Below are 24,452 nucleotides of genomic sequence, written 5' to 3'. Positions count from 1 at the left end.
TCCTTCTCTATTTCATTAAAAACAGGCCGCAGCGCTTATTCAGCAAGCGCTAGCAGCTATCAATTAATGAGTATGACCCCAGTAGATCAGAGCGTCACGACCCTCTACGGACAAAGACACTTGCGCGCCCACGGGCAGCAGTACCTTGGTCGGCACATGACCAAACGGCAGGCCTTGCAGCACGGGGCGCTTGATCTGCATGCGCAGCCAGTCGATGACGGTCTGCAGCTTGAAGCCCTTGTCGTGCGTGGTGAGCTTGAACTCGGTGAACTGGCCAAACACGATGGCCTTTTGCTTTTGCAGCACGCCAGCCAGCAGCAACTGGGTCAGCATGCGCTCAATCTTGTAGGGGTGCTCGCCCACGTCTTCAATAAACAGAATACCGCCATCAATCTGCGGGAAGTACGGTGTTCCCAGCAGGGACACCAGCACCGCCAGATTACCCCCCCACAGCGTGGCAGCGCCGGGCACATAGAAGTCCTTGAGTTGTGGCTTGCCGTTGGGCAGCTCGCCAATCTTGGGCATTTGCCAGCCTGCGCCCTCGCCCTGACCGCTGAGCAAATCCTCAAAACAGTCGAGCATGATGTCGTCCACGGGCTCACCCGTTTTCTTGGCGTCCACACCAAAATCGGCGTTGAGAGCGGGACCCGCCCAGGTGGTCGCACCCGTCTGGGCCAGCATGGCCAACTGGAAGGCGGTGAAGTCGCTTAGACCCACAAACTTGGTGCCGTTGGCGATGGCCTTGGCCACGGTCTTGTACTTGATGCCGGGCAGGATACGCGTGAGGCCGTAACCGCCGCGCGAGATCAGCGCCACATCGGCGCCGCTGGCGGCTGCGCGGTGAATCGCGGCCAGCCGCGTGGCATCGTCACCCGCAAAGCGCTGGCTGCTGGTCAGTGCGTCAACGTCCACTTCCACCTCATGGCCCAGAGCCTCCAGCTGCTTGATACCGCGCTTGAAGGCGGCCTTGTCGCGCACCGCACCCGAGGGCGAGTAGATATAGATGTGCCTGGAGCCATGGCTGTGATCATGGCCGCAGCAGCTGCCGTCGACGCTGTGCACATGATCGTGATGGCCGTGGTGCGCGTGGTGTTCATGGCCGCAATGCTCGTCGTGCACATGTTCTTCATGGCCGTTTTCGTGCGAGTGCTGGTGTGCGTGATCGTGGCTGGATGCCGGGGATTTGCGCGAGGTTGCCAAAGCCTTTTCATGCAACCGCTGGTTGCATGCTCCGTGAAAGGGTGGTGAATCCGCAGATTCAAGAGTTCAGATCAATGATCTGCAGCATGGACTGCAGACTACGGCGCAAAGTATTCCACAGCCGCTGCGGCGCTGCCCTGCTGTGGCGCAGGAACCGGAGAGCCATGCTGGGTTTGCCGCCAGACTTCAGACAATTGCGGCATCTGCGACAGTTGCGGCGCAGCTTGCTGCCATGCGGCCTGCCACTGCGCGACCGATACCAGCTGCTCAGAGGCTGGCGGTTGCAGCCACAGCTTGCGGGCCTGTGCCCATTGCTGCAAAAGAGACTCAGGCACGGCGGGCAGTTCAGCCTGCACACGCGGCCAGGCCTTGAGGGCGGCGCGGTGACCACTTTGCGCAAAAGGGGCGCTCCATGCGTGGGCTTCATCTGCCTCTGCACCGACCTGGATCTGCGCCATCGCCTTGGCCACATTCCATGAAGGCTTGCGCGCGGCCTGTTCGAACCACTGCTGGCGGCGCTCGGGCTGCGGGGTCAGCGGCCAGACATCGATCAGCCATGCGCCTGCAAAACGCTCAGGCATGGCTTGCGCAGCCGCCAGCCCCAGCCGCCCACCATCGCCATGGCCCAGCAAAATCACCTGCTGCAGATCCAGCGCCTGCACCAGCTCAGTAATGATTTGCTGATGCCATTGAGCGCTGTGCTGCCTGTCTTTCTTGGGCTGGTCGCTGCAGCCAAAGCCGGGAAGATCGGGCACCACCACTCTGTGCCCAGCCGCCAGCAGGCCCGGCAGCAGATGCCTGAATTCATAGCCCCAGCCGGGGCTGGTATGCAGGCACAACCAGGTCAACGGTGCGCTAGCTGGACCTTCATCCACCACGGCCAGGCGCAGCCCGTTAAGCGCAGGCAGATCACTGCGCCAGCGCGGCTGCCATGGCCAGTGGGGTAAATCAGCCAAGGCTTCTTGAGAGTTGCGCAGCGCCCAGTCTTTGAGCGGGTGCGGCTCGAGTGCCTTTTTCTCCTTGCGGCGCTGCTGAAAAAAGTCGGCCATCAAGGCAGTGCATTCCTCGGCCAGCACGCCGCGCAGCACCTGGGTCTGGTGGTTGATTTCAGAGTAACCAAACACATTGAGCACCGAGCCTGCCGCACCCGTCTTGGGTTCGGCCGCGCCATAGACCACTGTATCCACGCGCGCATGCAGCATGGCGCCACTGCACATGGCGCAGGGCTCCAGCGTCACGTACAGGGTGCAGCCGTCCAGCCGGTAATTGCCCAGCGCCTGCGCCGCTTCGCGCAGCGCAAGCACTTCAGCGTGGGCCGTAGGGTCGAGGGCAGACAGCGGACTATTACGGCCACGGCCAATGATCTGACCGTTTCTGACCACCACCGCACCGACCGGCACCTCGCCACAAGCCGCAGCCGCACGGGCCTGCTCCAGCGCCTGGCGCATGTAGTGTGGGTGCACGGAATTATCAAAATCCATAGCTGTATGCGCTTTATGCGAAAGGGCTAGAGGGTGATTTCTTCAAAAAAACTAGTTTCAACGGCCCGGCACCACCAGCTCTTTGCGTTCGCCCGAGGCATAGCCGTAAAGCGTGACGCGCGGGTTCTCCAGCTCGCCTTGCGAATCAAATGCAATCGTGCCGGTCACACCTTCGTAATGCGTCTGGCGCAGGCGGGGAAGATAGGCTTCGGGGTGAACAGAATCCGCGCTGATCATGGCATGCGCCAGCACCATGGTGGCGTCATACGCATAAGGGCTGTAAACCTGATATTGGCCGGGGAAGCGCTGGTCATATTTCTGCTTCCACGCCGGGCCCCCGGGCATGCCGGCCAGCGAGTTGCCGCTCATCACGCAGACCACACTCTTGAGTGCGGGGGCCTTGTCGGCCATTACCGGCAGGCGCTCGGAACATTGGGCGTCGCCGCCCAGAAATTTGACCTGATTCATCGCCAACTGCGACATCTGGCGCAGGATGGGGCCCGCCTGTGCATCGAGCCCCGCAAAGAAAATCGCATCGGGCTTATGGCGCTTGATGGCCGTGAGGATGGACGAGAACTGCGTCGCCTTGTCGCTGGTGTACTGCTTATCCACAATCTGCACATCGCGCTCGGCAGCGGCCGTTTCAAACAGCTTGACGATGCCCTGTCCATAGGCAGTGCGATCATCAATGATGGCTACGCGCTTGACACCCTGATGCTTGACGGCGTAATCCAGCAAGGCGTCGACCATAGCTCTGTCGCTAGCGATGACACGGAAGGTATCGTCATAACCCACGTCAGTAATGGCGGGGTTGGTGGCTGCGGGCGTGATGTTGGGGATGCCGCATTCGTTGTAAATCTTGGCGGCAGGCAGCGTGGTGCCGGACTGCAGGTGGCCAACCACTGCGGCCACCTTCTTGTCGCAGAACATGCGTGCCAGTGAAGTGGCCTGACCGGGATCACCGGCATCGTCACCGGCTTCCAGCTTCCACTGCACATTGCGGCCGCCCAGCTGCAGCTTGCGGGCATTGAGATCTTCAATCGCCATGCGCACGCCGTTTTCTTCATCCTTGCCTAAAGCAGCGATAGGGCCAGAGACCGGGCCGCCATGGGCAATTCGCACCACCAGAGGCTTGTTCGCATCGGCCGCACCTGCTGCATACGCCATAGGCATCAGTGGCAGGCCTGTTGCAGCCAGTGCCAGAACGGATGGGATATGGATACAACGGCTCAGGGCCGCACGAACAGTCATGGACATGCTTTCTCCTAGGATGAAACAAGAGGCTGGCACACCGGCCTGAGCGCTGCAGGCTTGGCGGTGAGATCAGGGTGCCCGGTCAGGCATGGGACGCTGCGCATTGAGCGCGGACTCAAGCTGCTGGCGATATTGCTGCTGGACCTGCTGACTGTGCTCACGCACATTTGCGGCCTCAGAGCCTTGATTGTGCCCTGCGGGCAAAGACGGGGTCTGGCGGGCCAGACTTTCCTGGCTGCTTTGCCAGCTTTTCTGGGCCAGCACTCCCACCACCGCCAGCACGATGACAAGGCTGAGCACCCCAAAGACAGCTCTCATGATGGAATCCGGCAGTTGCGACCTGGGGATTTGAACATGTCTTGATCACCGTGTGTTGACAGGCCATGCCCCACCGCAGCGCTGCAACTGTGCCTTCCTGAGATAATCCCGCCCCTATGTCTCTCCTGCCCCACCAGCTCGAACTCCTGTCCCCGGCCCGCGATGCCGATATCGGCATTGAAGCCATCAACCACGGAGCAGACGCCGTCTATATCGGCGGCCCGGCCTTTGGTGCGCGTGCCACGGCGGGCAATGACATCCGTGATATGGAGCGGCTCATCAAGCACGCCCACCGCTTTGGCAGCCGTATCTTCATCACGCTCAACACCATCTTGCGTGACGACGAGCTGGAAGGCGCGCGCCAGATGGCCTGGGATATGTACAACCTGGGCGCCGATGCACTGATCATTCAGGACATGGGTCTGCTGGAGCTCGATCTGCCCCCCATCCAGCTGCACGCCTCCACCCAGACCGACATCCGCACGCCCGAAAAAGCGCGTTTTCTGCAAGATGCAGGCCTGTCGCAAATCGTGCTGGCGCGCGAGCTGGATCTGCAGCAAATCAAGGCCATCCACAAGACCTTGTCGCCCAGCACCTCGATTGAATTCTTTATCCACGGCGCGCTGTGCGTCGCCTACTCAGGCCAGTGCTACATCACCCACGCCCACACCGGCCGCAGCGCCAACCGCGGCGACTGCAACCAGGCCTGCCGCCTGCCTTATGAGGTGATGGACGACAAGGGCCGCATCATTGCCCACGAAAAGCATGTGCTGTCCATGAAGGACAACAACCAGAGCGACAACCTGCGCGCCCTGATTGATGCCGGTGTACGCAGCTTCAAGATCGAAGGCCGCTACAAGGACATGGGCTATGTGAAGAACATCACGGCCCACTACCGCAAGCTGCTCGACGAAATCATTGAAGAGCGCGAGTTCTCCGAGCAGCCACTGGCGCGCTCATCGTCGGGCACGACCACCTTCAACTTTGAACCCGATCCCGATCAGAACTTCAACCGCGAGTTCACCGACTACTTCGTCAACGGCCGCAAGGATGACATCGGTGCCTTCGACACGCCCAAGACCCCTGGCCGCGCCATTGGCTGGGTCACTCAAGTGGGGGATAAATGGTTAGAGATCGAAACCAGCGACAAGGCCGCTGAGCTGCACAACGGCGACGGTCTGTGCTACTACGACCTGCAAAAAGAACTGGTGGGCGTACACATCAATCGCGCGGAATGCGTGCATGCCAAAAAAGGCATCTGGCGCCTGTTTCCCCGCAGCGAGATGACCGAGTTCAAGGACTTGCGCAAGGGCATGGAGATCAACCGCAACCGCGATATGGACTGGGTGCGCTCGCTGGAGAAAAAATCCAGCGAACGCCGCATTGGCCTGTGGGCCGAGTTCAAGGAAGCGGCCAATGGTTTCACCCTGACGCTGACCGATGAAGACGGCTTTGCCGCCACGGCCAGCATTGAGCAAGAACACCAAGCCGCGACCGACGCCGCCAAGGCCGAGGCCACGCTGCGCGAGCAACTGAGCCGCTTTGGCGCCAGCATCTTCTCGGTCAACGACATCAGCCTGACGCTGTCGCAGCCCTGGTTTGTGCCCGCCTCTGCGCTGAACCAGCTGCGCCGAGAGGCACTGGCTGCGCTGGAGACCACCCGCGCTGACGGTCTGGTGCGCCTGCCCCGCGCCCTGCCTGTAGAGCCACCAGCCCCCTTCCCTGAAGACACGCTGACTTATCTGGCCAACGTCTACAACCAGAAGGCGCATGACTTCTATATGAAGCACGGCGTGAAGGTGATCGATGCGGCTTACGAGAGCAAGGAAGAAGAAGGCGAAGTGAGCCTGATGATCACCAAGCACTGCGTGCGCTTCTCGATGAGCCTGTGCCCCAAACAGGCCAAGGGCGTGATCGGCGTCAAGGGCACCATCAAGGCCGAGCCGCTGCAGCTCATCAACGGCAAAGAAAAGCTGACCCTGAGCTTTGACTGCAAGCCCTGCGAAATGCATGTGGTGGGCAAGATGAAGAAGTCGGTGATGAACCAGCATGCCAAGGAAATGCAAGAGCACCCGATGCAATTTTTCCGCACACGCCCCACGCCTCAAAAGCCCGCGTAAGCAGGTATTAATGGCATCAAAAAAGCCCGCAACCGGCAACGGTTGGCGGGCTTTTTGATGCCTGATACCCACTAGAGAAAACCCTTGGTTCACCTCTTTCACACGAATCGTCTATTTTTTAAGCAATCCGTGCAAAGCACCAGCTGGCGCGGGTTTCAGCGTATTAAAGCGGAGTTTTCCACAAAAGCGTCCACATGATGCGGGGATAAAATCTGCAGCATCCTGCAAACACCGCTGTACGCATTCACAGTTGCAAAAATCGGACTCAGCCCACAGTCCTGCCGCTGTGATTTCGCAGCCTGCTGCAGGCAGCTTCCAGCAAACGGGCCACTGTCGGCACCAAGGTACTGAAGTTGGCAAAACCATGCAGCATTCCTTCTGCGCGCATGGTTGAAACCGGCACCCCCACCTGCTGCAAGCGCTTGGCAAAGTCTTCGCCTTCATCGCGCAGAATGTCCAGCTCGGCCGTTACCAGCACGGCAGGTGGAAGACCTGCAACATCGGGGTACTGCATGATCGATGCGAGCGGGTGTGCTGGCGCGCTGGGGTGGTAATGACGCCACATGGCGGCCATGGCCTCACGTGTGAGGATCGGCATTTGCGCATACAGCCCATGCGATGGCGCATCCATGCGCGAATCACAGACCGGGTAGAACAACAGCTGCTGTGTGATGCCCTTCCAGCCATCCTCCTTGGCGCGCAGGCAGGTCGCTATCGCCAGATTGCCGCCGGCACTGTCACCCGCCACCATCAACTGGCTGGCATCGCAGTTCAGCTCGGCCCCATGGTCTGCCACCCAGCGCGTGGCAGCATAGGCATCATCTAGCGCAGCAGGGAACACATGCTCGGGTGCCAGCCGGTAATCAACCGATACCACATTCATGCCGGTAATGCGCGCCAGGTGGCGGCACAGGTTGTCATGCGTATCCAGCGTACCAATGCACCAGCCGCCGCCATGAAAATAAACCATGACGGGTGCTGACTGCGCGGTGCTGGGGCGGTACAGGCGCAGCTTCATGCCCTGTCCATCGCCACCGGGAATACCGAGCTCACGCACCTCATGCATGGGCAGGTTGCCGGGTGGAAACGCCATGTGGTCCATGAGCTTGCGGATTTCAGGCACGGGCGTATTCACAAAATCCATGGGTGGAGCATCTTTGAATTGCTCAAGCACAGTGGCCATTTCGGGGTGTATCTGCATCGTCAGTCCTTGTTTTTACAGGGGCTGTCCGCAGCTTTCTGACTGCGGACCATTCAAACGGAAACTCAGGCCACGGCCTCTTCAGTCTGGTGGTGGGTGTAGTCCTGCCACACGGGTGCGAGCATTTCCTGCCTGAAGCGCGACTGCGACCAAGGCCAGGTGTTGGGTACCCCGTTCTTGTCCAGATACCAGCTATGGCAACCCGAACCAAAGACCGATCCCTTGGCCGCCTGCTTGCGATCATGGTCGTACTGCGCCAGCGCCTCGGGCTTGGCTGACAGACCTGCCACGCCCGCCTGCTCACCACGCTCGATCAGTTGGGAGATATAGCCCCACTGCATCTCGGATGTATCGATCAACGAGAAGTTGCCCACGGGCGATGTGGGCCCGTTCATGAAATAGAAGTTGGGGAAGTCCGGCACCGAGATTGACTTGTAGGCCGTGGGCACATCACTCCATGCCTGCTCCAGCGTCTTGCCCTGCAGACCCGTCACATCCATGGGTCGCACATAGCGATCGGTCTTGAAGCCGGTGGCCAAAACAATGATGTCCACTTCATGCAGCACACCATCGCTGGTGCGCACGCCGCTTTTCTCGATCTGGCTAATGCCATCGGTAATCAGCTCAGAGCCGGGCTGCTGAATCGCCTTGTAATAGTCCGGAGAATAAATCAGACGCTTGCAGCCCGCGCGGTAATGGGGCTGCAGCTTCTGGCGCAGAACCGGATCCTGAATGGAGCCATCCAGGTTATCTTGGCAAAGTTTCTGAATTTCCCGGATTTGCTCGGAGTTTGGATCCAATATCGCCTCGGTAAACCGCTCAACATTGGCCAGATAAGTCGGCTCACGCTGCAAATAGGTCAACAAATCACGGTTGCTGCGAAACTCGGCACGCTGCTCTTCGGTGAAGGCTGGATTTTCGACGGGAAATATCCACTGCGCCGTGCGCTGGAAATGGCGTACTTTGCTGCGAGCAGCCAGTGCCGAAACAATTTGAACGCCTGTCGATCCGGTGCCGATAATGGCAATTTTCTTAGCGTCCAGTGGGACCGAATGGTCCCAGCGTGCGCTGTGAATCACATGGCCAGCGAAGTCCTCCAAGCCTTTGATCTGTGGATAGTTGGGGTGATGCAGCACCCCCGTCGCCGCCACCACCACACGACCTTGGTAGCTCTGGCCACGCTGATCCTTCAGCTCCCAGGCGTCGCCCTTCCATACAGCGCCGGCGATTTCGGTACCGAAACGCACATACTCGGCGATACCATATTTATCAAATACCGCCTGAAAATACTGTTGAATCTCACCGCCAGGCGGTAGGACACGCGACCACTCCGGATTGGGCTCAAAAGAATAGGTATATGCGTGGGATGGGACATCGCAGGTCAAGCCTGGATATGTATTATCCCGCCAGGTCCCACCCAGAGTTCCTGCCTTTTCCAGAATAATGAATTTCTTGCCGCTATTCTTCAGATGAATGCCAGCCAGAATCCCAGACATTCCACAACCAATCACAATCGCATCATATTTCATGGAATTCACCCCTTAATACATTTCAATTACTTTGGCTGCTGAAAATCCGCCATCCACGGGGATATTGGTACCGGTTATAAAAGACGACATATCGGAGAGAAGGAATGCGATGGCATTGCCCACTTCATGGGCTTGACCCGCCCGGTGCAGCAAATGCTGTTTGACAAACCCGTTATAGGCTGGGCTTTGATCCAGGCCGGCGGTCATGGGCGTGTGAATCAGGCCCGGGCTGATGGCATTGATCCGTACACCATGCGGCCCCAGATCTGCCGCCAGACTGCGCACCATCTGAATGACTGCCCCCTTGGAAGTGCAATACGCAAGATTGCTGGGGTTGCCGAGAATGCCATTGATGCTGGCAAGGGTCACTATCGACCCCTGCTTGCGCTGCTTCATAAGGTTTGCCACGGCTCTAATACTGAGCATGGTTCCCGTGAGATTGACCTGCAGTACCTGATCCCACTCCTGCAGGGTCATGCTTTCCAGATCACCCACACGTGATAGGCCAGCCGATGTCACCAGACCATCGATGCGACCGTGGCGGGCCAGCACATCGGCCACCAGCTCATTCGTCATCGACTCGCTGGAGACATCCAGCTTGCGAAACTCGCAGCTCTGCGGCAAATCCTGGGTCTGCTGCAGATCAGCACACACCACCTGGGCTCCACTGGCGGCCAATGCCTGCGCACAAGCCAGACCAATCCCGGATGCACCACCGGTGATCAAAACCACCTTGTCATTCAAACCACTGATTAATGGATTCATTCTCAAACCTCAATACTTACTGATCACCGCAACCGCGCAGTGATTAATAAGATTTTCTGTTTATTTCATTTTCGAATCACTGTGAATTTTCCTCTTTACAAAATCAGAATGTGTTTACAGGACCTAGTAAAAACCATTAATCAAATCAGACACACTGTGCCCACGATTTTTTTATGTCAATAAGGGATTTTATTTAATAGATATTCAAATACTGCAAACACATGCAATCACTGTCAATCGGGAATTCATGAAAGCCTTTAATAATCAACCCCTGCTTTAATCAATCCACATTATTCAAATGAGGAAATCATGAAAGTAGCAGTCATCACTGGCGCTGCCAGCGGCATTGGAGCCGGCCTTGCCAAGCAGGCCGTCGCATTGGGAATGAAAGTCGTACTGGCGGACCGCGACCAGGCAGGCCTGGAAAAAATCGCTCAGGAACTCGGTGACCAAGCGCTGGCAGTGGTGACCGATGTCACCAGTCAGGCCTCGCTAGACGCTCTGGCCGACAAGGCCTATGCGGCTTTTGGTCAAGTAGACATGCTGTTCAACAACGCGGGCGTACTCACCACCGGAAACTGCTGGGAAATCAGCGATGCCCAATGGCAGAAGTCCTGGCAAGTCAACGTCAATGGCATCGTCAACGGCCTGCGCACCTTCGTGCCACGCCTGCTCAAGGCAGACCGTCCTGCACGCATCATCAACACCGCATCGGTGGGCGGCTTTTTGCCCAGCCCTCTGATGAGCCCTTACTCGGCGACCAAATTTGCCGTGGTGGCGCTGACCGAAAGCCTGGTCAATGAACTTGCCACGTTGAACCCACAGATCAAGGTCTCGCTTCTGGCACCGGGCCCTGTCAAATCCGCTATCTTTAGAGAAGCGCCATCCGAGGCATCTGCGCAGTTCCACAGCCTGATGACCCATATGCTTGATGAAAATGGGTTGGATGCAGATGAATTTGCCCGACTGGTTTTTGAAGCCATTAATCGCGGTGAGTACTGGATCGTTCCGCAGCCGAAAATGCTGGACCCTTTGCTGGAAGCTCGCAACAAGATCATTGCCAACCGAGCCAACCCCGTCTTTGCCTGGGCACCCGAAGCCGTGAATTGATCGAAAAAGCCAGCGGCAAGCTGGCTTTTTGACGAAGCGCCGAGGATCTCAACCGCCCCAGAGTTCCTTGGCAACCTGCTCAAACTGACGGCGCATCACATTTTTTTGCACCTTCCCCGTCGCCGTGGCGGGAAAGGCGTCCACAAAATGCACGAGCTTGGGCATCTCAAACCCGCTCAGATGATTGCGGCAATGGGCCAGCACCGACTCCTCATCCACCTCGGTACCGGGCTTGCGCATGACAAAAGCGCAGACCGCCTCACTCCAGTGCGGGTGTGGCAGACCAAAAACAGCCGCAGCCGCTACATCCGGGTGAGCGAGCACCACCGCCTCGACCTTCACGCTGGCCACGTTCTCGCCACCGGTCTTGATCATGTCTTTTTTGCGATCAATGAACTCCATACGGCCCTGGGCATCCCACATGCCTAGATCACCCGTGTGATGCCAACCAAATTTTTGCGCCTCTGCTGTGGCCTTGGGATCCTTGAAGTAGCCCAGCATGACATTGGGGCCGCGATGCACGATTTCACCCAGTTGATTTGCTCCCAGTAAATGGCCGCTGTCATCCATCACAGCTGTCTCGCAGGTCGTCAGCGATCGGCCCCAGAAATTGGCATCGCACTCCGGGTTGTTCAGCGGGTAGAAGGTCATGGTCGCCGGGTAGATCTCCGTCTGTCCCGTGGCCAGTGAAATATTGCGGCACATGCGCTTGGCGATCTGCGCAATCAGCGGCTTGGGAATGGGCGCCATGGCATAGATGCATTGCCTGATTGTGGTGGGTGCAAACCCGGGATCTGCCAGCACGGCCGCATACATCAAAGGCAGACCCACAAAAATCGTGACGCTCTCACGGATCACAAGCTGACTCACCTCAGCCGGTACAAACTGCCGCGTAAACACCGTGCAGGCGCCTGTAGCCAGCGCTGTCTGAACCAGGGCGTGCTGTGCGCAGTGAAACAATGGCAACCAGCCACTGAGCACATCCGTCTCGGTATATTTCATTTCATCAATATTGCCCTTGACGGCGGTGTAGACCGACAGATGCGAGTGCACCACGCCCTTGGGGTTGCCGGTCGTGCCGCTGGTGTACATCAGCAAGGCTGCCTGGTTGTCGTCGATATCAACCTCAGGCAAAGCATCCGACTGCGCCGCCTCTGCCTGCTGCAAAGACACGCCCGGCAGGCCTGAACCGCCTTGCGCCTGCAACCGCGTAATGATGAGCGGCAACTGCAAGCTCTGCAAAAGCTCTGGCATGCCAGGCAAGCCCAGCAGCTCCTGATCAACCACCACGGCTGAAACCTCAGCGTGCCGCAAGATGTAGTCAATGGCAGACACCTCCAACTTGATGTTCACCGGCACCCACACCTGAGAAGCTTTGTGAATGCCATTGCAAGCCACCACCATGTCAATGGAGTTGGCGCACAGCATGCCAATCTGTTTACCCGCGCCAAAATTTGACAGCAGATAGTGTGCAAAGCGTGAACTGCGCGCATCCAGCTCGGCGTAGCGCAGGCGCTGATCGCCATCAACCAGCGCCGTACGCTCGCCAAATTTCAGCGCCGTGCGATGCAGCAGGTCGCCCAGTGCAATGCGCCTGATACGGCGCGCTTCTTTCGTCAGACTCATCTCGATCATGGTTGTCCCCTTGATTGTGTGTGACTCCAAACCCCAGTGCTCACGCTTTTTTTTGTTGTGTCCCTATGTTTTCTCTCGCATACCTGTGGCCGCAGCAGTGATCATGGAAGACAGTTGCCCCTGCGCGCCACCATCGCAGGCGATCACAGTGCCCGAGATGTAGCTGGCCGCATCGCTGCCCAAAAACATGGCCAGCCGGGCAATGTCATCCGTTGTGCCCATACGCCCCAGCGGCACCATGCTGCGCACCATCGCATCACCTTCTTCGCCCTGCGGTGCCAGCCGGCGCATACCTTCCGTGCCTTCAATCGGGCCGGGAGAAATCGCATTCACCCGCACGCCTTTAGCACCCCATTCCAGCGCCAGCACGCGCGACAACTGATCCACGCCGGCCTTCGCCGCGCACACATGTGCCTGATACATCATCGGCACGGTGGACTGTGGTGCCGTGATGAAAATCAGGCTCGCACCCGGCTGACGCAAATGCACCAGCGCCTGCCTGGCTACGTGAAAACTGCCCAGCAAATCAATATCTAGCACCACCTTGAAGGCGTTGGAAGACATCTGATCCGCAGGTGCCAGAAAATTCCCTGCCGCGCCGGACACCAGTACATCCAGCGCTCCATGACGCTCCACGGCCTGCTCAAGCGCAGCCGCTACTGCCTGCTCATCGCGCACATCGGCCACCACGCCTAACGCGCCCGCACCCAGCGTGGCAACCGCCGCATCCACATTCGCCTGCTTGCGACTGACGACCGACACCCTGGCACCGGCGTTGGCATAGGCCTGCGCAATACCCAGATTGATGCCCGTGGTGCCGCCAAATACCATCACATGGCGGCCTGTGAAATCGAATTGCACATTCATGATGTTTCAGCCCTCTGCGCGCAACAGCGCTTTTTGAATCTTGCCCGCCGGAGTCAGCGGCAGCTCCGCCCGCAGCATCAGCTGGCGCGGTACTTTGTAGTCTGCCAAGTGCTGGCAGCAATGCGCCAGCAACTCGGCCTCCTTCAAAACCACACCTGGCCTGCCCACCACGTAATAGCGCCCCACCTCGCCCAGCACCGGGTCGGCCACGCCAATGCCCGCGACCATCATCACGCCCGGGTAGCTGGCGATGACGCCCTCCACTTCGCTGGGATAGACGTTGAAGCCGCCCTGAATAAACATGTCTTTCTGCCTCCCCTTCAGGTAGATCAGGCCTTGCTCATCCACAAAGCCCAGATCTCCTGAATGCAGCCAGTCACCGGCAAAAGCATTCACGTCTTGTTGCTGCCCCACATAGCCCGCAATCACCCCTGCGCCGCGAAACCACAGCTCACCCACTTCACCGGTTGGCAATGCTGCGCCATCCAAGCCTGCCACGCGCATTTCTGCGCCCGCCAGCGGCTTTCCAATACTCTGGAGCAACGCCTCCTGACTGGCCTGCCAGGGCGTCATCACAATCGCCCCCGAAGTCTCAGACAAGCCATAAAGATTCATGATGGCTACGCCCGGGAACAGCTGCTGAATACGGCTGAGCAATGCAGGTTCCACATTCGAGCCACCCACCACAATCAGGCGCAGCTGGCTCAAATCTGTTTCTGACAGCAGCGGATGCATGAGCAGCAAAGTCAGCATCGTGGGTACTCCCACCAACCACGTCGGGGGGTGGCGCTGGGCCATCTGCAGCACGGCTTCGGGGCTGAACATGGGCACCAGCTCACAGGTGCCGCCCGCCAGCAACATGATCAACAAGCCGCAGGTGATGCCGCCCACATGATTGAGCGGCATGGCCAGTTGCACCCAATCATCCTCACTGGCACGCACATGATTGCGCTGCGCCAGCGCAGAGCCCAGTTGCGAGCGATGCGTGAGACCCGCCGCCTTGGGCCTGCCTGTGGTGCCGGAGGTGTAAATAATCATCAGCAGGTCATCGGGCTGCGGGCCTACGTCATAGCCCGCTGCTTCTACCGATACGCCTGCCGTTGTCTGTAGCCGCTTCTCAAACCCTGCATCCACCCACAGCAAATGCTGCAATGACTCAAAACGCTTTCTGGCTTGATCCAGATAAGCCACATAGTCAAAGCCCGCCATCTCACGTGGCGCTAGCACGGCATTGATAGCACTGTCTTGCAACATGAAGTCCAACTCGCTGCTGCGATAGCGAACACTGAGCCCCACCACGACCGCGCCCATTTTGGCGGCGGCCAGATACGTCAAAATCCACGGCAAGCCATTGGGCAGGATGATGCCAATGCGGTCACCGCGTCGCAGACCTTGGGCAAACAAAGAATGCGCCCACGCCTCCGCCATGGCATAGACCTGCTGCCAGCTGTAGCGTCGGCCTTGGTCGATATAAGCCGTTTTATCGGGATATGCGGCCACCGTCTGCGCCAAAGCCTGCGCAACGGTTTGAGGATAGGTCTGGGGTGTCATCTGCTGCGTAGAAAGAGCGTTCATATACAGCTCCTCAGACTCAAGCGGCCAGATGCAGCATTTTTCGCGCTTCCTGCGGCGTCGCCACTTCGCGCCCCACATCCCGGGCATAGCGCGCCAATTGCTCAATCAGCGGCGCATTCGAAGTGACCTTGCGGCCATCGGGCAGGTAGAAGGTGTCTTCCAGACCGCTGCGCAGATGACCTCCCAGTTCAGCGGTGCGCAAATGCGCAGGCCAGATTTCACTGCGGCCAATCAAGGTGGTCTGCCAAGGCGCATCCTTGATCTTGAGCTTGAGCAAAATGGGCAGCAAATCCGGGTCGGCAGGCATGCCGGACTCCACACCCATCACAAAGTTGTACTCGGGCAAGCCTTTGTACATGCCGGTTTCCACATACATGCCGACACAGCGAACAATGCCCACGTCAAAGCATTCAAACTCGGGCAGCGTATTCGTTTCGGCCATCACATCCAGAAAATCCTGCACCTTGGCAGGCTGGTTGTCGAACAGCATCGGTGGCCAGGCCCAGCTGCCGTTGCTGCGCGTTTTCAGGTAATTGAGCGAGCCCGCATTGCAAGCCGCCATCTCGGGGCGCGTAGCACGCAGGCAGTCCAGCGGCCCTTGATAATCAGGTCCGACCACGCCCGTGGTCTGGTTGATGATGATGTCCGGGCAAGCATCGCGCATGGCATCCACACAGGCCTTGGCGACTACGGGGTCCCAGCTTGGGAGATGGCCCTTGCCCTCTTCCTGCTTGCGAAAGTGCACATGCACCACCGATGCACCGGCGTCATAAGCCCGGCGGGCTTCTTGCGCCAGTTGCTCTGGCGTCACAGGTACATGGTGCTGCTCAGGGTCAGTAAGAACACCTGTGATGGAACAGGTGATGATGGCTTTATCGGACATTCTTGCTCCTTAAATAGAAGCTGATAGCGCTTGATAGATAAGCGCTTCAGGCTAATTTCTCTTTAAATTCGCCACTGGCTTGCGGCCAGTTCCTTCATAATTTCCTCAGTGCCGCCACCTATGGTCAGCACCTTGACCTCGCGATAAATACGCTCGCTCACGGTGCCGCGCATAAATCCCATGCCGCCCAGAATCTGCACTGCGGTATCGGCGCAAAACTGCATGGTCTGCGTGGCGTGGTTCTTCAGCACGCAGACCTCACCCACCCAGTCAGCGCCGGTGTCACCGTCATCGGCCCGCGTGGCTACGATGTGGAGCCAGGCCTCGGTGCTGCGTATGCGCTGCTGCATATCCACCAGCTTGTGGCGCATGACCTGATGCTGATTCAGCGTGACGCCAAAGGTCTTGCGCTGCTGCGCCCAGCCCAGTGCTTCGTCGTAGCAAGCCTGGGCAAAGCCCAGTGCCGCGCAGGCAATTCCCAGCCGCTCGCCGTTGAAGTTCTGCATGATGGCGCGAAAGCCCTGGCCTTCTGCGCCCAGCAAATGACTGGCGGGCACGCGAACTCCGTCAAAGAACAAATGCGCCGTGTCTGAGCATTGCCAGCCCATCTTGTGCAGCGGGCTGCGCGACAGACCCGCGCTGTCGCCTGGCACCAGCAACAGTGAAATGCCCGAAGCGCCCTTTTCCTCACCCGTGCGCACCGCCACCGTCAGCCAGTCCGCCCGCACACCCGAGGTGATAAAGGTCTTCTCGCCATCAATCACATAGTCATCACCATCGCGACGCGCCCTGGTACGCAGTGCCGCCACATCCGATCCGCCACCGGGCTCGGTAATGGCCAGCGCCGCAATCTTGCGACCTGCCAGCACATCAGGCACCACCTGCTGATTCAAGGCTTGGCTGCCCAGCAGCACCACAGGCGGCAGGCCGATGTTGTGAGACAGCAAGCTGGCCAGTACCCCGCCGCTGCCGCCATACCGGCACAGCGCTATCCAAAGCGCAGCACGCAGGCTATGCGTGGCAGGCGTACCGCCGAGCTCCTGCGGGTAGCCAATACCCAGCAGGCCCAACTTGGCAGCTTGCCGGTACAGCTGGCGCGGAAACTCGCCCGCGTCATCCCAGGCCGTGACATGGGGCGCAATGTGCTCAGTCGCAAAGCGGCGCACCATGTCGTAGAGCATGTCCCGTTCAGACATTTCAGAGGCATCAAACGCATTAGTCATGCCAGGCCTCCGGCAGGGGAGCCAGTCGCAGCAGGACCTGCCCCGGCGATACCTGCTGGCCGCTGCTGACCAGCACGGCCTCCACCACGCAAGCGGCCTTGACGCTCAGGCTGTGTTCCAGCTTCATGGATTCAATGACGATGGCCACCGCACCACCCGCCAGCGCCTGCCCCAGTTCAGCGTTCAGCAGCACCACGCGTCCGTTGAACGGGGCTCTCAGCTCGGTGGCCTGAGCGGCTCCGCCAGCGTTCTCGGGCGGCTGATAGCTCACATCCTGCACCCACCAGTCCACCGCACCGGCCTGCAAATGCCAGCGAGAGCTGCCCTCTTCTGCATCCAGTGCCACGGCGTTCACGGTTTGAGTCAAACCACCCCGCCGTGCTCTCCAGGCATGCGGCAGCAGCTCATCAATCTGTAGCAAAACAGGTTCATCATCTTTCGCTTGCAGCGACCAGCTGTGCGCCGTTTGGGGCTGCAGTTGCAGCTCTTGCGTCTCGCCGCGATGGCGCAGTTTGCGCAGCTGCGGGTAGCTGCAGGCCAGCGGCCCGGGCATTTGGCCCACAGCGCATAGCGCGCTCCATTGCTGGTGTGCCTGTCCTTCACGCAGGCGCAACTGCTGCTGCATACGCGGCGCGTCGCCAGCCAGATAGGAGATCAGTGCCTGCCCTTGCCGGAACACCGAGTCATTCAGGCATTCCATTAAAAAGGCTCGATTGGTAGGCAGGCCCAAAACCTTGAGCTGACCCAGCGCATGAATCAACTGGTTGATGGCCTGCTCTCGCGTATCGGCATGAACAATCAGTTTGCCCAGCATGGCGTCGTAGTAGGGCGTGACCTCGCTGCCATTGCGCACGGCATGGTCAAAACGCAGCGGCGCACGGGTGAAGGCACTGGCTTGCGGCGCAGAGAAATAGCGCACAACGCCGGTATGGGGCTGAAAGCTTTCGTCCTCCGCGCACAGCCTCACTTCAATGGCATGACCGCTAAACCGAACCTGCTCCTGGGTTAGCGGCAAGGCCTCGCCACGCGCAACACGAATCTGCCACTCCACCAGGTCAAGCCCGGTCAGTGCCTCTGTCACCGGGTGCTCCACCTGCAGGCGGGTGTTCATCTCCATCAGATAGAACTGCTGGCCTTCGACCAGAAACTCCACAGTTCCGGCCCCCACATAACCAGCAGCAGCGGCCAGCGCCGTGGCGCATTGGCCCATGCGCGCCCGCAATTCCGCATTGACGGCGGGGCTGGGCGCTTCTTCAATGATTTTTTGATGACGGCGCTGCACCGAGCAGTCCCTCTCCCCCAGATGAATCACATGGCCATGCACATCGGCAAACACCTGCAGCTCAACATGGCGCGGATTCATCACCGCTCGCTCCACCAGCAAAGCACCATTACCAAAGCCTGCCAGTGCCTCCGACCGGGCACTGGCCAAAGCGGCGGCCAACTGGTCTGGCTTTTCGACCAGACGCATACCCCGCCCACCGCCACCGGCCACGGCCTTGACCATGACGGGATAGCCAACCCTCTCGGACTCTGCGAAAAATCGGGCATCAGACTGATCATCACCTTCGTAACCGGGCAAGCAGGGCACGCCATGCGCCTTGGCCAGTTGCTTGGCCTCGGCCTTGCTGCCCAGTTGGCGAATCGCCTCGGGCGGCGGGCCAATCCAGATCAGACCTGCGTCTTGCACGGCCTGTGCAAAGCCAGCGTCCTCACTCAAAAAACCATAACCGGGGTGCACGGCATCGGCCCCTGTGGCCTGCGCTGCGGTCAGCAGCTTCTGAATATCCAGATAGCTTTGCGCTGATGTCAAACCGCCCAGTGCATAAGCCTGCGTGGCCTGCTGCACATGGACGCTACCTGCATCCGCATCGGAATAAACCGCGACCGTGTCTATGCCCATGCGCTGGGCCGTGGCCATGACACGCAGCGCAATCTCGCCGCGATTGGCAATCAGAATGCGCTTCATGCGATGCCCTCCTGATTCGGTGAAACAACCCAAGGCGCAGGCTGCTTGTGTGAGAAAGCTCTGAGCCCTGCGCCCGCTTCTGCACCGCGCAGCGCACTGGCAAAGGCTTGCGCTCCCTGCTTCAGTGATGCATCCAGACTCTGTGCGGGAATGTCTGCCAGCAGTTTTTTGGTGGCGGCCACGGCAGCTGGCGCTGCCTGCGCACAGAGATCAATCTGGCGCTGCAACTGGCTTTGCCAATCTGCCCCATCACAGGCATTGACCAGGATTTGCACCAAGCCTGCCTCATATGCCTGCGCTGCAGACCAGCGCTGACCGCACAGCAGCCATTGCCGTGCACGCGCCTCACCCAATCGGCGCAGCACAAAAGGCGCGATCTGTGCAGGAACAATGCCCAACGTGACCTCTGGCGTGCCAAACACGGCTGCCTTGTCTGCCACCACCACATCGGCCACGCAGACCAGCCCCACACCGCCGCCCATGGCTGCGCCCTGCACGGCAGCGATCAGCAACTGCGGCAAGCCCGCCAGTTGCTGCAGCAAACGGCCATATTCGCGATTCACCTTCACCAGTGGGTCAAATGCCTGCGCGCTTTCCAGCGGTTTGCCAATGCTGCTGGCAAAGCCGCCCAGACTGCCACCGGCACAGAAATGTCCACCATTGCCGCTCAGCACCACCACGCGCAACTGGGCATCTTGAGCCGCGCGTTGGCAGTTTTGCAGCAAGGCCTGCACCACCTCGTCCGTCAGCGCATTACGGGTCTGGGGTGAGTTCAGTCGCCACCACTCCACAAAGCCATTGCCCAACGGCTGGCGTTCTACTTCAAGCACCTGAGTCATGCCCGGCTCCTCACTGCGCAGGGCGCTTGATCATTCCCATGGTCTTGCCGATGATGCCCAGCATCACTTCGTCAGCACCGCCGCCGATGGAACCCAGACGCCCATCCCGATACAGGCGCGAGACGCGGTTCTCCCAGGTAAAGCCCATGCCGCCCCAGAACTGCAGGCAGGTATCGGCCACCTCACGCGTCAGCCGCCCTGTCTTGAGTTTGGCCATGCTGGCCAGTTGCAGCGCATCCTGCCCGGCCATGTACAGATCAGCAGCGCGATAGGTCAGTGCGCGCAGCGCTTCCACCTCGGTCTGCAACTCGGCCAGTTTGAACTGCACCCACTGCTGATCGATCAGCGTGCTGCCAAACATGCGCCGCTGCTGCGCCCATTCGATGGTCTCTTGAATGCACTCATCCATGGCCACCAGTCCACTGGCTGCGCACCACAGCCGCTCCTCCTGGAACTGCTGCATCTGGTAGATAAAGCCCTGCCCTTCCTGCCCGATCAGATAGCGCTGCGGCACACGCACTTCATCAAAATAAATCAGGCCCGTATCGGAAGAATTCATGCCGATCTTGCGCAACTTCTTGGCTACTTCAATGCCCTGGGTCAGCCTGCCATTCGGCCCGTCACGCATGGGCACCATGATGAGGCTCTTGTTCTTGTGCACCGGCCCATCGCTGGTGTTGACCAGCATGCACATCCAGTCCGCCTGAATGCTGTTGGTGATCCACATTTTCTGGCCCGTGATGACGTAATCGTCGCCATCTTTGCGCGCATGGCTCTTGATGCCCGATACATCGCTGCCCGCACCGGGCTCGCTCACACCAATACAGCCCACCATATCGCCCGCAATGGCAGGTGCCAGAAACTGCTCCCGCAGTGCATCGCTGCCAAAGCGCGCCAGCGCGGGCGTGCACATATCGGTCTGCACCCCAATGGCCATGGGCACGCCGCCGCAGCGAATATGACCCAGCGTCTCCGCCATCAGCAGGCTGTATGAGTAGTCCAGACCCGAGCCGCCATACGCTTCGGGCTTGGTCAGCCCCAGCAACCCCAGATCACCCAGCCCCTTGAACACCTTGTGGGCAGGAAAGATCTCCGCCTCCTCCCACGCATCGACATGAGGGTTGATCTGCTCTTCGATATAGCGCTTCAGGGTCTTGCGCACTTCCAGATGCTCATGGGTCCAATGCATGACTTGTCTCCGTTGATATCTCTGAAGGGAAAGGTGAAAGGCGGCTGCCCAGCTACATGCGCGCCACCCCAAACTGCATGGGGCGCAACGTGCGCTGCTGCGCTTCTTGCAAGGTAGCCAGGCAGAAGGACAGCACCTGGCGCGTGTCGCGCGGGTCGATCACGCCGTCATCCAGCAGCAAGCCGCTGGTGTAGAAGGCGTCGGCCTGCGCTTCAAACATGGCGACGATCTGGTCGTACTGCTTTTGCATCTGCTCGTCATCCACCGGCAGACCTTTGCGGGCCATGGCCGCCTCGGTCACCTGACGCATGGTGCTGGCGGCCTGCTCGCCGCCCATCACCGCCGTCTTGGCGCCGGGCCAGCTGAACAGAAAACGCGGCGCATAGCCACGGCCGCACATACCGTAGTTGCCCGCGCCAAAACTGGCGCCGCACTGGATGGTGATCTGCGGCACGGTGGCATTGGTCACGGCCTGAATCATCTTGCTGCCGTGCTTGATCATTCCGGCCTGCTCACTGTCCTTGCCCACCATATAGCCCGTGGTGTTTTGCAGATAGATGATGGGGTGACCCAGCTGGCACATCCACTGAATGAAGTGCGCCGCCTTGTTGGCACCGGCGACATCAATGGGGCCGTTGTTCGAGATCAGGCCCACGGCATGGCCGTCGATATGCGCCTGCGCACACAGCGTGGCCGCGCCATAGCTGGACTTGAATGGCAGCAATGCAGACCCGTCCACCAATCGCGCCATGACTTCACGCATATCCACCGGCTCGCGATGGTGGGATGGCATCAAGCCGAGTAACTCTTCTGAGTCATAACGCGGCTCAGTCACTCCCCTTTTGATAGCTTCTTGCACTTTCCCATATTGCGCTGCAGGCTGTTTCCACTGAGAAAGCTGTGCCACCACATCGCGCGCCAGACCCAGGGCGTGGCGGTCATCCTCGGCCAGATATTCCCCCAGACCCGAGATGCCGGTGTGCATCTCGGCCCCGCCCAACTCTTCTTCAGTCGCGATCTCACCCGTTGCGGCCTTGAGCAAGGGCGGGCCCGCCAGAAAGGCCCGTGATCGGCCACGCACCATGATGACCACATCCGATAGTCCGGGCATATACGCACCGCCGGCCGTGCCCGATCCATGCTGCACGGTGATGACCGGAATGCCAGCCGCAGACAGCCGCGCCAGGTTGCGAAACAGCGCGCCGCCCATCACAAAGCCCTCAACGCGGTAGCGCATCAGGTTCGCGCCCGCGCTTTCCACCAAATGGATAAAGGGAAGCTTGTTCTGCAGTGCGATCTCTTGCACGCGCAGCATCTTGTCCAGCCCTTTTTCCTGAATGGCGCCAGCTTCAATGCCCGAGTCACTGGCCACCACCATGCAGCGCACGCCACTGACAAAACCAATCCCGGCCAGCATGCCGCCGCCCGGCACCGACTTGGCCGGGTCATCGCGGTCTTGCATAAAGCCCGCCAGCGTGCACAGCGGCAGCCAAGGCGATCCGCTATCAAGCAGCAGCGCCACGCGCTCGCGCGGCAGCAACTGGCCGCGCTTTTCAAACTGGGGCTTGGCGCGCTGCGACGCCTGTGCCGCACGCTGCTCCAGCGCCCTCAGCGCCTCAATGCGCATCAAAGTGGCCGCGCGGCGCTGCCCTGCCTGCTCACTACCGGCATTCCATTGCGATTCGTAGACATTCATGACTGAAACACCTTCGGTGTCTGGTAAAGCGCAAAACCATCAAAGGCACGCACGGCAGCGCGTTGCTGCACTTCAGTACTGGCCGCTACCGGACCCATACCCATGCGCACCTGCGGGCGCGCACCATCGACCCGCAGCACCGTGCCGCTGATGAAGCTGGCAGCAGGGCTGAGCAAAAACACAATGCTGGCCGAGACTTCTGCTTCATTGCCAAAGCGGCCGGCGGGTACGGTGGCAGGCATCTTGCGCAACATGGCTGCGGCCTCTGGCGGGTATTGATCCATGCCACTTGAGGCGATATAGCCAGGCGCAATCGCATTGACGCGAACGCCGTGCGGGGCCCATTCCACCGCAGCCGTTTCGGTAAAGCTGACCATGCCTGCACGCGCTGCGCCGCTATGGCCCATGCCGGGCATGGAACCCCACATATCAGCCACCATGTTGACGATGGAGCCGCCATGCCTGGCCATGTGCTGCACAAAGCACTCACGCGCCATCAAAAAGCCACCGGTGAGATTGGTGTCCAGCACCGCCTGCCAGCCCTTGGCACTAATCGTTGCCAGCGGGGCGATGTACTGACCACCCGCGTTATTGACCAATGCATCAATTCGGCCGTGCAACCCAAGAATCTGGACCACCAAAGCCTTGACGCCGGCCTCATCCCGAATGTCACCACTGTGGCAGCTGACGCGTGCGGCATCCACGCCCTCCTGCGCCAGCTCTTGCTGCACAGCGCTCAGTTTGTCAGGATTGCGACCCACCAGCGCCACCGTGGCGCCCAGTCCCGCCAGCTCATGAGCCACGCAGCGACCGATGCCTGAGCCGCCACCGGTCACCACCACCACCTGCCCCGTCATCAATGCGGGACGGAAAACGGATTGGTACATCAACGCTCCCCAATGAATAAAGCCAGAGATTGATCGGTCAACTCATCAAGGCTGAGACTGCCGCTGTCCGAATACCACTGCGCCGTCCAGTTCAGCGCGCCAAAGATCAAAAGGCGCGCAATCTCAGGCCTGGCCTTGAGTTTTCCGGTGCGATACAGGGCCTGCAGCACGGGCATCCACTGCGCCTCATAAGCGTCTTTTTGCTCCGCAACATCAAGACGCTGCTCAGGACTGAGAAGCCGCCATTCGTAAAGCATGACCGGGATGAAATCGCTTTCAGGTCCCACCATGATTTGCAAGTGATTGCGGATCAACGCCTCAAGTCGCGTCACACCGCTGGCGCGCGAACCAAGCGCCTCCAGAGCAGCCGCCTGAGCCACTGCAGCCTGAGCCATTCCATCACGCATCACCGCGTGCAGAATGGCTTCTTTGCTCTCAAAAAAATAGAACAAAGAGCCCGCCTGAATACCTGCGGCCGCTGCGATATCACGGGTACTGGTGCCATGAAAACCGCGCTGCCGAAACTGTTTCGCAGCCACACACACCAGCGCCATGCGGCGCGCACTTTCATTGCGCTGATCCACCGACTTGGCAGGTCTGCCACGCTTGCGTTTGGGTACCGAAACTTCATCCACGTTTTCTTGCATGAATGGCAGCATATCGGCATTTTTTATTTTTACCAATCGATTGCTTGGTAAAAATATCTAGGGC

20 protein-coding genes are annotated in these 24,452 nt (G+C 59.5%); 2 read left to right on the top strand and 18 right to left on the bottom strand.

Annotated features, from left to right (window positions below; translation table 11 throughout):
* Positions 1-63 precede the first annotated feature (63 nt).
* The 4 genes from HF327_RS16900 to HF327_RS16885 form a co-directional block, all read right to left on the bottom strand.
* Positions 64-1,119: an LD-carboxypeptidase gene (locus HF327_RS16900; protein ID WP_198461572.1), complete on the bottom strand. Its 1,056-nt coding sequence runs from the start codon at positions 1,117-1,119 to the stop codon at positions 64-66.
* Between the two features lie 179 nt (positions 1,120-1,298).
* Positions 1,299-2,681 (bottom strand): tRNA adenosine(34) deaminase TadA, encoded by a 1,383-nt coding sequence (gene tadA / locus HF327_RS16895; protein ID WP_198461503.1) that lies wholly within the window; start codon positions 2,679-2,681, stop codon positions 1,299-1,301.
* 57 nt (positions 2,682-2,738) lie between these two features.
* Positions 2,739-3,938 carry a branched-chain amino acid ABC transporter substrate-binding protein gene (locus HF327_RS16890; protein WP_198461502.1) on the bottom strand — a complete coding sequence of 400 codons (1,200 nt, stop codon included), beginning with the start codon at positions 3,936-3,938 and terminating at the stop codon, positions 2,739-2,741.
* Positions 3,939-4,004: 66 nt separating this feature from the next.
* Entirely contained in the window at positions 4,005-4,253 is a 249-nt protein-coding gene (locus tag HF327_RS16885; protein WP_198461501.1) for a hypothetical protein, read from the bottom strand.
* A gap of 116 nt (positions 4,254-4,369) precedes the next feature.
* Here HF327_RS16885 and HF327_RS16880 point away from each other — a divergent pair, with 116 nt between their 5' ends.
* Positions 4,370-6,373: a peptidase U32 family protein gene (locus tag HF327_RS16880; protein ID WP_198461500.1), complete on the top strand. Its 2,004-nt coding sequence runs from the start codon at positions 4,370-4,372 to the stop codon at positions 6,371-6,373.
* Between the two features lie 265 nt (positions 6,374-6,638).
* On the opposite strand, the gene HF327_RS16875 is transcribed toward HF327_RS16880, so the two are convergent.
* The 3 genes from HF327_RS16875 to HF327_RS16865 form a co-directional block, all read right to left on the bottom strand.
* The gene (locus HF327_RS16875) at positions 6,639-7,574 is read right to left on the bottom strand and encodes an alpha/beta hydrolase (RefSeq protein WP_198461499.1); all 936 of its coding nucleotides are present in this window, start codon (positions 7,572-7,574) and stop codon (positions 6,639-6,641) included.
* A 65-nt stretch (positions 7,575-7,639) separates the two neighbouring features.
* Positions 7,640-9,103, bottom strand: a complete 1,464-nt coding sequence (locus tag HF327_RS16870) for a flavin-containing monooxygenase (RefSeq protein WP_198461498.1) — start codon at positions 9,101-9,103, stop codon at positions 7,640-7,642.
* 12 nt (positions 9,104-9,115) lie between these two features.
* The gene (locus tag HF327_RS16865; protein WP_198461496.1) at positions 9,116-9,868 is read right to left on the bottom strand and encodes an SDR family NAD(P)-dependent oxidoreductase; all 753 of its coding nucleotides are present in this window, start codon (positions 9,866-9,868) and stop codon (positions 9,116-9,118) included.
* A gap of 309 nt (positions 9,869-10,177) precedes the next feature.
* On the opposite strand from HF327_RS16865, the gene HF327_RS16860 reads away from it, so the two are divergent.
* Positions 10,178-10,978: an SDR family oxidoreductase gene (locus HF327_RS16860; protein WP_198461494.1), complete on the top strand. Its 801-nt coding sequence runs from the start codon at positions 10,178-10,180 to the stop codon at positions 10,976-10,978.
* 48 nt (positions 10,979-11,026) lie between these two features.
* On the opposite strand, the gene HF327_RS16855 is transcribed toward HF327_RS16860, so the two are convergent.
* From HF327_RS16855 to HF327_RS16805, 11 genes are all read right to left on the bottom strand, one after another.
* Positions 11,027-12,613 (bottom strand): class I adenylate-forming enzyme family protein, encoded by a 1,587-nt coding sequence (locus HF327_RS16855; protein ID WP_198461492.1) that lies wholly within the window; start codon positions 12,611-12,613, stop codon positions 11,027-11,029.
* Between the two features lie 63 nt (positions 12,614-12,676).
* Positions 12,677-13,480, bottom strand: coding sequence for an SDR family oxidoreductase (locus HF327_RS16850; RefSeq protein ID WP_198461490.1), 804 nt, complete (start codon positions 13,478-13,480; stop codon positions 12,677-12,679).
* Between the two features lie 6 nt (positions 13,481-13,486).
* Positions 13,487-15,055, bottom strand: coding sequence for a class I adenylate-forming enzyme family protein (locus HF327_RS16845; protein ID WP_236024243.1), 1,569 nt, complete (start codon positions 15,053-15,055; stop codon positions 13,487-13,489).
* A 16-nt stretch (positions 15,056-15,071) separates the two neighbouring features.
* Positions 15,072-15,938, bottom strand: a complete 867-nt coding sequence (locus tag HF327_RS16840; protein ID WP_198461488.1) for a BKACE family enzyme — start codon at positions 15,936-15,938, stop codon at positions 15,072-15,074.
* A gap of 62 nt (positions 15,939-16,000) precedes the next feature.
* Positions 16,001-17,161, bottom strand: coding sequence for an acyl-CoA dehydrogenase family protein (locus HF327_RS16835; RefSeq protein WP_198461486.1), 1,161 nt, complete (start codon positions 17,159-17,161; stop codon positions 16,001-16,003).
* Positions 17,154-19,130: an acetyl/propionyl/methylcrotonyl-CoA carboxylase subunit alpha gene (locus tag HF327_RS16830; RefSeq protein ID WP_198461484.1), complete on the bottom strand. Its 1,977-nt coding sequence runs from the start codon at positions 19,128-19,130 to the stop codon at positions 17,154-17,156. The genes HF327_RS16835 and HF327_RS16830 overlap by 8 nt, the downstream gene beginning before the upstream one ends.
* The gene (locus HF327_RS16825; RefSeq protein WP_198461482.1) at positions 19,127-19,969 is read right to left on the bottom strand and encodes an enoyl-CoA hydratase/isomerase family protein; all 843 of its coding nucleotides are present in this window, start codon (positions 19,967-19,969) and stop codon (positions 19,127-19,129) included. The genes HF327_RS16830 and HF327_RS16825 overlap by 4 nt, the downstream gene beginning before the upstream one ends.
* A 10-nt stretch (positions 19,970-19,979) precedes the next feature.
* Positions 19,980-21,158 (bottom strand): acyl-CoA dehydrogenase family protein, encoded by a 1,179-nt coding sequence (locus HF327_RS16820; protein ID WP_198461481.1) that lies wholly within the window; start codon positions 21,156-21,158, stop codon positions 19,980-19,982.
* Between the two features lie 52 nt (positions 21,159-21,210).
* Positions 21,211-22,854, bottom strand: a complete 1,644-nt coding sequence (locus tag HF327_RS16815) for an acyl-CoA carboxylase subunit beta (protein WP_198461480.1) — start codon at positions 22,852-22,854, stop codon at positions 21,211-21,213.
* The gene (locus HF327_RS16810) at positions 22,851-23,741 is read right to left on the bottom strand and encodes an SDR family oxidoreductase (RefSeq protein ID WP_198461479.1); all 891 of its coding nucleotides are present in this window, start codon (positions 23,739-23,741) and stop codon (positions 22,851-22,853) included. Before HF327_RS16810 ends, HF327_RS16815 begins: the two co-directional genes overlap by 4 nt.
* Positions 23,741-24,388 (bottom strand): TetR/AcrR family transcriptional regulator, encoded by a 648-nt coding sequence (locus HF327_RS16805; RefSeq protein ID WP_236024242.1) that lies wholly within the window; start codon positions 24,386-24,388, stop codon positions 23,741-23,743. The genes HF327_RS16810 and HF327_RS16805 overlap by 1 nt, the downstream gene beginning before the upstream one ends.
* Positions 24,389-24,452: the final 64 nt, after the last annotated feature.

Origin of the sequence: Comamonas suwonensis (assembly GCF_012844455.2) — a bacterium.
Lineage (GTDB): Bacteria > Pseudomonadota > Gammaproteobacteria > Burkholderiales > Burkholderiaceae_C > Comamonas > Comamonas suwonensis.
The sequence above is the reverse complement of the archived record's forward strand: the minus strand, read 5'-3'. Positions and strand labels throughout refer to the sequence as shown.

Bases quoted from the DNA above. Each gene is read 5' to 3' on its own strand.
- HF327_RS16885 (WP_198461501.1), bottom strand. From the start codon at position 4,253: ATGAGAGCTGTCTTTGGGGTGCTCAGCCTTGTCATCGTGCTGGCGGTG.
- HF327_RS16825 (WP_198461482.1), bottom strand. From the start codon at position 19,969: ATGACTCAGGTGCTTGAAGTAGAACGCCAGCCGTTGGGCAATGGCTTT.
- HF327_RS16835 (WP_198461486.1), bottom strand. From the start codon at position 17,161: ATGACTAATGCGTTTGATGCCTCTGAAATGTCTGAACGGGACATGCTC.
- HF327_RS16820 (WP_198461481.1), bottom strand. From the start codon at position 21,158: ATGCATTGGACCCATGAGCATCTGGAAGTGCGCAAGACCCTGAAGCGC.
- HF327_RS16810 (WP_198461479.1), bottom strand. From the start codon at position 23,741: ATGTACCAATCCGTTTTCCGTCCCGCATTGATGACGGGGCAGGTGGTG.
- HF327_RS16860 (WP_198461494.1), top strand. From the start codon at position 10,178: ATGAAAGTAGCAGTCATCACTGGCGCTGCCAGCGGCATTGGAGCCGGC.
- HF327_RS16845 (WP_236024243.1), bottom strand. From the start codon at position 15,055: ATGAACGCTCTTTCTACGCAGCAGATGACACCCCAGACCTATCCTCAA.
- HF327_RS16815 (WP_198461480.1), bottom strand. From the start codon at position 22,854: ATGAATGTCTACGAATCGCAATGGAATGCCGGTAGTGAGCAGGCAGGG.
- HF327_RS16875 (WP_198461499.1), bottom strand. From the start codon at position 7,574: ATGCAGATACACCCCGAAATGGCCACTGTGCTTGAGCAATTCAAAGAT.
- HF327_RS16865 (WP_198461496.1), bottom strand. From the start codon at position 9,868: ATGAATCCATTAATCAGTGGTTTGAATGACAAGGTGGTTTTGATCACC.
- HF327_RS16880 (WP_198461500.1), top strand. From the start codon at position 4,370: ATGTCTCTCCTGCCCCACCAGCTCGAACTCCTGTCCCCGGCCCGCGAT.
- tadA (WP_198461503.1), bottom strand. From the start codon at position 2,681: ATGGATTTTGATAATTCCGTGCACCCACACTACATGCGCCAGGCGCTG.
- HF327_RS16805 (WP_236024242.1), bottom strand. From the start codon at position 24,388: ATGCAAGAAAACGTGGATGAAGTTTCGGTACCCAAACGCAAGCGTGGC.
- HF327_RS16840 (WP_198461488.1), bottom strand. From the start codon at position 15,938: ATGTCCGATAAAGCCATCATCACCTGTTCCATCACAGGTGTTCTTACT.
- HF327_RS16850 (WP_198461490.1), bottom strand. From the start codon at position 13,480: ATGAATGTGCAATTCGATTTCACAGGCCGCCATGTGATGGTATTTGGC.
- HF327_RS16870 (WP_198461498.1), bottom strand. From the start codon at position 9,103: ATGAAATATGATGCGATTGTGATTGGTTGTGGAATGTCTGGGATTCTG.
- HF327_RS16890 (WP_198461502.1), bottom strand. From the start codon at position 3,938: ATGTCCATGACTGTTCGTGCGGCCCTGAGCCGTTGTATCCATATCCCA.
- HF327_RS16830 (WP_198461484.1), bottom strand. From the start codon at position 19,130: ATGAAGCGCATTCTGATTGCCAATCGCGGCGAGATTGCGCTGCGTGTC.
- HF327_RS16855 (WP_198461492.1), bottom strand. From the start codon at position 12,613: ATGATCGAGATGAGTCTGACGAAAGAAGCGCGCCGTATCAGGCGCATT.